The organism is Actinoallomurus acaciae (genome assembly GCF_042429965.1).
Lineage (GTDB): Bacteria > Actinomycetota > Actinomycetes > Streptosporangiales > Streptosporangiaceae > Actinoallomurus > Actinoallomurus acaciae.
Genome location: NZ_JBHLZP010000550.1, coordinates 1 through 5,202 on the forward strand (window position 1 = coordinate 1; position 5,202 = coordinate 5,202).

2 protein-coding genes are annotated in these 5,202 nt (G+C 74.2%); both read left to right on the forward strand.

From position 1 onward, the window contains the following. Nucleotides 1-3,593, forward strand: a 3,593-nt coding sequence (locus ACFFNX_RS41520; protein WP_378211683.1) for a non-ribosomal peptide synthetase, incomplete at its 5' end; no start/stop codon positions are given. Then, nucleotides 3,590-5,202: condensation domain-containing protein (locus ACFFNX_RS41525; protein WP_378211684.1), on the forward strand; the 1,613-nt coding region annotated here is incomplete at its 3' end. The genes ACFFNX_RS41520 and ACFFNX_RS41525, both read left to right, overlap by 4 nt.

Here is a 5,202-nt window from a genome sequence, read left to right on the forward strand (position 1 = left end):
GGCGACCCGACCCGGACGCGCTCCGCGCCTGGGCCGCCGCCCGGCTGCCCGCGTACATGCTGCCCGACCTGCTCCTGGTCCAGGACGTGATGCCGCTCACCGCCAACGGCAAGCTGGACCGCGCCGCGGCGCAGCACGCGCTGAACCGGGCGGCCGGCGAACAGCCGGTCCGGCGGGAGGCGCCGAGCGGGCCCGTGGAGGAGACCGTCGCCCGGATATGGGCCACGCTGCTCGACCTGCCGGAGGTGGGCCGCGACGACGGGTTCTTCGCCCTGGGCGGCGACTCGCTGATCGCCACCAGGATGATCGCCCGGCTACGCGCCGCGGGGCTGCGCGGCGGGGGAGTGGCCGCGCTGTTCGGCGCGCCGACGCTGCGCGACTTCGCGGCCCTGCTGAGCGTCACGCCTCAGGATCGAGACCGTGCCGGAGTCGTGCCGGATCCCCACCACGCGCATGACCCCTTCCCCCTCACCGACGTCCAGGCCGCCTACCTCACCGGCCGCCGGCCCGAGTTCACGCTCGGGAACGTCGGCACCTGGCACTACAGCGAGTTCGACGGCCCGGCCGTCGACCTGGAGCGGCTGACGGCCGCCTGGCGGAGGCTGACAGAGAGGCACGGGATGCTGCGAGCCGTCATCGAGGACGGCGCGCAACGCGTGCTCGAACAGGTCCCGGAGTTTCGGATCGGCGTCCGCGACGTGGACGCCGCCGGGGCGGAACAGGCCCTCGCCACCCTGCGGGACGAGATGTCGCACCAGGTGCGCGACCCCGCCCGCTGGCCTCTGTTCGACGTACGCGCGGTCCGCTACCAGGAGCCGTCGGGGACGAGCCGGGTCCGGCTCGGCATCGGCCTGGACTATCTGGTCCTGGACGCGTTGTCGATCACGACGCTGTACGCCGAACTGGGCCGTCTCTACGCCGATCCGGCCGCCGTGCTGCCCCCGGTCGAACTCGGTTTCCGCGACTACGTCACCGGGCCGGCACCCGACCCCCGCGCGCGGGAGCGCGCCCGCGCGCACTGGAGCCGGAGGCTGGAGGAGCTGCCGCCCGCCCCGGCGCTGCCCTTCGACCGCGACCCGGTGTTCGTGGAGACCCCGCGCTTCACCCGGCGTCGGCGGTGCCTGGACCGGGCCCGCTGGCAGGCCCTCAAGGACACGGCCGCACGACACGGGCTGACCCCGTCCACGGTGCTGCTCGCCGCGTACGGTGAGGTGCTGGCGACCTGGAGCGGGAGCGACGCGGTCGCCGTCACCCTGACCCTGTTCAACCGGCGCGAGGTGCACCCGCACGTCCACCGTGTCCTCGGCGACTTCACCGGTCTGGCACCGGCCGCGTACCGGCGTTCGGACCGGGGATGGCTGACGGCCGTCAAGGAGCTTCAGCGCCGTCAGGCCGAGGACCTGGACCACCACGCCGTACCGGCCTCCTGGCTGCTGCGGGAACTGGCCCGCCGCACCGGGACGCTCGACGGGGCCGCGCCCGTGGTGTTCACCAGCGCGCTCGGGATCGGCGACGCCGCGCTCTCCGACACCGCGGCGGGGTTCCCGCCGAAGGTCTGGGGTGTCTCGCAGACACCGCAGGTCTGCCTGGACCACCAGGTCACGGAGGAGTCGGGTGAGCTGGTGGTCACCTGGGACGCCGTCGAGGAGCTGTTCTGTGACGGCGTGCTGGACGCCATGGCCGACGCCCACGCCCGGCTGCTGGACCATCTCGCCGGCGGCGACTGGACCGCGCCGATCCCCGACCTGGTGCCCGCCGACCAGCGGCGGGCGCGTGCCGCGCTGAACCGTACGCGCCCGAACGAGCCCCGCCTGTTGCACGAGGCGTTCTTCGAGCGTGCCGCCACCGAACCGGGCCGGACCGCGCTGGTCGCCGCGGACGGCCGCACCGTGGACCACGGCGCGCTGGCCGACGCCGCCCTGCGCACCGCGACCGCCCTGGCGGAGCGCGGAGTGGGCGAGGGTGACCTGGTCGCGGTCACGCTGCCCAAGGGACCGGAACAGATCATCGCCGTGCTGGGCGTCCTCGCCGCCGGTGCGGCCTACGTCCCGATCGGAGTCGAGCAGCCGGCCGCCCGGCGCGACCGCATGAGGGCCGCCGCCGGGGTACGGCTGACGATCGCGGCCGAGACCTCGGACGAAGACGCGGTCCTCACCGTCGACGACGCGCTGACCGCCGAGCCCGCCGACGGGCCGCGCACGGTGCCGCCCACCGCCCTCGCCTACGTCATCTTCACCTCCGGCTCCACCGGCGAGCCCAAGGGCGTGGCGATGAGCCACTCCGCCGCATGGAACACGGTGACGGCCATCAACACGCTCCACGGCGTCGGCCCCCGCGATCGGGTGTTCGCCCTGTCCGCACTCGACTTCGACCTGTCCGTCTACGACATCTTCGGCCTGCTCGCCGCCGGAGGGTCCCTGCTGTTGCCGACCGAGGAGCAGCGGCGAGAACCGCACCACTGGCCCGCGCTCGTCCGCGAGCACGGGGTCACCGTCTGGAACACCGTGCCGGCCCTGCTCGACCTGCTCCTCGACGCCGGCGACCGGGCCCCGCGGAACGGCCGCGCCCTGCACGGCCTGCGCACCGTGCTGGTCTCCGGAGACTGGATCGGGCTGGACCTGCCGGGCCGGCTGCGCGAGCGCACCGCCCACGGCTGCCGCCTCGTCGCCATGGGAGGCGCCACCGAGGCCGCGATCTGGTCCAACACGTTCACCGTCGACAAGCTCGATCCCGGCTGGCCGTCCATCCCCTACGGCCATCCGCTCCCCGGCCAGCGGTACCGGGTCGCGGGTCCCGGCGGCCGTGACTGCCCCGACTGGTGCGCGGGCGAGCTGTGGATCGGGGGAGCGGGCCTGGCCGACGGCTACCTCGCGGATCCCGAGCACACGGCGCGGAGGTTCGTCCACCACGACGGGCGGCGCTGGTACCGCACCGGTGACCTGGGCCGGTACCGGCCCGGCGGGCTGCTGGAGTTCCTCGGCCGGATGGACGGGCAACTGAAGATCGCCGGTCACCGGATCGAGTCGGGCGAGGTCGAGGCCGCGATCGAGGCGCATCCGCACGTCACCCGGGCCGCCGTGGTGGCCGCGGGCGAGCGCACGGCGCGTCGGCTGGCCGCGTTCGCGGTGCTCGACCAGGACGGCGCCGAGGACCCCCGGCCGGTGGAGACCTGGCTCCGGCCGTGGCTCGCCCGGCGGCTGGCCCCCTACGCCGTGCCCTCCCGGGTGAGGGTCCTGCCCGCGTTGCCGCTGACCGGCAACGGCAAGGTCGACCGGCGGGCACTCGCCGACCTCGCCGAACGGGACCCATCGCATCCACGGGCCGCGTCCGAGCCGCCGCAGGGCCCGGTCGAGACCACCCTCGCCGAACTGTGGGACACCGTCCTTCCCACCCCCGTACGAGACCGGCACACGGACTTCCTCACCCTGGGCGGCGACAGCCTGTCGGCGATCCGGCTGACCTCCGCGATCGAGCACCGGTTCGGCATCCGCGTCCCCGTCCGCCGGCTGCTCGCCGCCCCCACCGTCGCCGCCCTCGGGACCGAGGTCGCCGCCGCCGTCGCCGCGAACGACACCGAGATCGGAGAGCTGTGAACATCACCGAACTGCTGGCCGCCTACGAACGCGACGGCGTCCACCTGTGGGCCGACGACGGGCGACTGCGCTTCCGCGCGCCCCAGGGCTACCTCACCGAAGCGCGGCGCGCCGAGCTGAGCACGCACAAGGCGGCGATCCTGGAGCATTTGGCCGCCGACGAGGACCGGCGCGTCCTGCGCCACGACGCGGACAACCGCCATGAGCCCTTTCCGCTCACCGACATCCAGGCCGCCTACCTGATCGGCCGCGCCGACGCCTACGCGTACGGCGGCGTCGCCTGTCACGCCTACGTCGAGCTGGGTCTCGCCGAACTCGACCCGGAGCGGGTGAGCGCCGCCTGGCGCACCCTGATCGCCCGGCACGACATGCTCCGCGTGATCGTCCACCCCGACGGCTACCAGCAGGTCCTGCCGGACGTCCCCGACCTGACCATCGAGGTCACCGAGACGCGCGACGACACGGCCGTCGAAGACGTCCGTGCCCGCCTGTCGCGGCGCACCGGGCCCACCGACCGCTGGCCGTTGTTCACGCTGCACATCACCCGCGCACCCGAGCACGATGTGCTGCACCTGTCCTTCGACATGCTCGCCGTCGACCACGCCGGTCTCCGGCTGTTGATCGCCGAGTTCCAGACGCTGTACGCCGGCGGTGAGCTGCCGCCGCTCGGCATCACCTTCCGCGACTACGTGCTGGCGCGACGCGCGCTGGCCGAGACGCCGGAGTACGCACGCGACCGGGCGTACTGGACCGAACGCCTGGAAGAGCTGCCACCCGCCCCCGAGCTTCCCACCGCGGAGGGATGGGCCGCGCCCGCCGTGCCCGCCGCGCCCGCCGTGCCGGCCGAGGGGAACGCGACCTTCCGCCGCCTGGAGCGGACGCTTCCGGCCGATGCCGCCGGGGCGCTGGCCGAGCGGGCCCGCCGTCACGGCCTGACGTCGGCGACCGTCCTCCTCACCGCGTACGCCGAGACCATCGGCCGCTGGTCGCGCGCACCGCGCTTCACCCTGAACGTGCCGACCGTGGACCGGCTCCCGCTGCACGAGGACATCGACCGCGTGGTCGGCGATTTCACCTCCCTCGAGCTCCTCGCCGTGGACCTGTCCGAAGAGATGTCCTTCGCCGAACGGGCGCGGGTCATCGGTGCCCGCCTGCTGGAGGACCTGGAGCACTCGCTGTTCACCGGTTCGGAGCTGCTCGCCGAGCTGTCCCACCGGGCCGGCTCCCCGGTGCTGATGCCGGTCGTCTTCACGAGCGCTCTCGGCCCGGCCCGGTCGTCTGAGGGCGCCTTGCGGGAGGTGGAGCACGCCCTCACCCAGACCCCGCAGGTCTGGATCGACTGTCAGGTCATGGAGCGCGGCGACGCCGTCGTCCTGTCCTTCGACGTCCGGGAAGGGGTACTGCCGGACGGCATGGCCGAGGACGTGTTCGGCGCCTGGACGGACCTGGTCGAACGGCTGGCCGGGGCCGAGGAGGCCTGGGAGCGGCCCGCCGACGTGCCCCTGCCCGCCGCCCAGGCCGAGCGGCGAGACCGGGTCAACGCCACCGCCGGTCCGCTGCCGGACGCCCTGCTGCACGAGCCGGTTCTCGCCCGGGCCCGCACGACGCC